Origin of the sequence: Aliidiomarina sp., from assembly GCF_047920995.1 — a bacterium.
Classification (GTDB): Bacteria; Pseudomonadota; Gammaproteobacteria; order Enterobacterales; family Alteromonadaceae; genus Aliidiomarina.
This window is the reverse complement of sequence record NZ_JBLRWZ010000077.1, coordinates 1-1,771: the sequence shown is the minus strand read 5'-3', so window position 1 is coordinate 1,771 and position 1,771 is coordinate 1. Positions and strand designations below refer to the sequence as shown.

Annotated in this window: 1 protein-coding gene; it reads left to right on the top strand. The window is 41.9% G+C overall.

Translation table 11 applies throughout. The annotated features are described in order from the left end of the window. Positions 1-1,771, top strand: a 1,771-nt coding sequence (gene ppk1 / locus ACNA7P_RS11155) for a polyphosphate kinase 1 (RefSeq protein ID WP_416258698.1), incomplete at both ends; no start/stop codon positions are given.

Genomic DNA, 1,771 nt, shown 5'->3' with positions numbered 1-1,771 from the left:
GTGTGGCAGATTTACGGCGGCGAATTTTTTATGCGCAAACATCTACTGAGCATGCAGAATCTGAAGAATTGATGGTGGAGGTGCAGGCCAAAGTGCTGCGCTTACAAACGCAGTTCGATGAAATTTATCGTGATGTTTTAAAGGCGTTATTGCATAAAAATATTCGCATTATTGATGAGCAGCACACCACGCCCGAAGAACAAGAATGGCTGAAAAAGTACTTTCACGAGAAAATAAAACGCTACATTGTGCCATTATTAATTGGCGCTAGTAGTGATTTAATTAAAGCCATTAATGAAGAAGCAACTTACCTATGCGTGGAAATTAAGCATGGTGACATGGTGCAATATGCGGCGCTCGAAGTACCTACTGATGAACTACCACGATTCATAAAATTACCGTTTAAAAACGTTAAACGTGTGAAGCGCGTAATTTTGCTCGATAACGTAATTTGCTTATGCATTAACGAGCTTTTTCGTGGCATTGTGCCGTTCGAAACATTACATGCCTTTTCATTTAAGCTTACCCGCGATGCTGATTATCGGCTTCCAGATGATATCGATCAAAGTGTGTTAGAGCGCATGGAAGAGGGAATTCGGCAACGCTTTGCGGCCGAGCCGGTAAGATTGGTTTACGATATGGCGATGCCAGCGGAAATGTTATCGTTTTTGTGTGGCAAACTTAAGCTGAGTGACAATGATTCATTGGTGGCAGGTGGCCGATATCGAAATACTCGAGATTTCGTAACATTTAAAAACTGGGGGCACAAATCATTGCTAAACCCGGTAATGCCTGCGCTGGAACACCCTTTATTTAGCCATGTCGATAGTGTGTTTGATGCTATCAATACGCAAGATATTCTTCTCTATTATCCCTACCACAAGTTTGCGCACTTAACTGAATTAGTGCGCCAAGCGGCATTTGACCCGATGGTGCAAAGTATCAAAATTTGTATCTATCGAGTAGCGCCACACTCTCGAATTATGCATTCGCTGGTAGAGGCGGTAAACAACGGTAAGAAAGTGACGGTACTGGTGGAGCTGCAGGCGAAGTTTGATGAAGAGGCGAACATTGATTGGGCAAAGCACCTTACGCAAGAGGGTGTAAAAGTAATTTTTGGTATTCAAGGCTTAAAAGTGCATTCGAAACTGCTTTTGATACACCGTAAAGAGCAACATGAGAATAAACGTTATGCTCACATTGGTACGGGTAATTTTAACGAGAAAACGGCACAAATATATACTGATTTCAGCTTTTTCACTGCAGATTACAGCATTTGCAATGATGTAGAGCAGGTATTTAAGTATTTAGAGGCGCCATATCAGAAGTTTAAGTTTAAACACCTTTTAGTATCGCCAAATAATATGCGTGAGGTTCTCGATGCGTTCATTGATCAAGAGATAGCGAATGCTCAACAGGGTAAGGCAGCAGAGATTTTTCTAAAGCTAAATAATTTAGTGGATGAAAGCATTATTAAGCGTCTTTATCGCGCTTCACGAGCGGGAGTGAGAGTGCGAGCAATTGTTCGGGGAATGTGCATGTTACGGGCTGGCATTGAGGGTATTAGCGAAAATATCGAAGTAATTAGTATCGTAGATCGATACTTGGAGCACCCTCGTGTGTATTGGTTTAAGCAGCAAGGAAAAGAAAAACTGTATATTTCATCGGCAGATTTAATGACGCGTAATCTCGATCGACGCGTAGAGGTAGCCTGCCCGATTTATGATGAGGGGCTAAAAAGCCAGATAAAATCTATTTTAGAGCTGCAGTG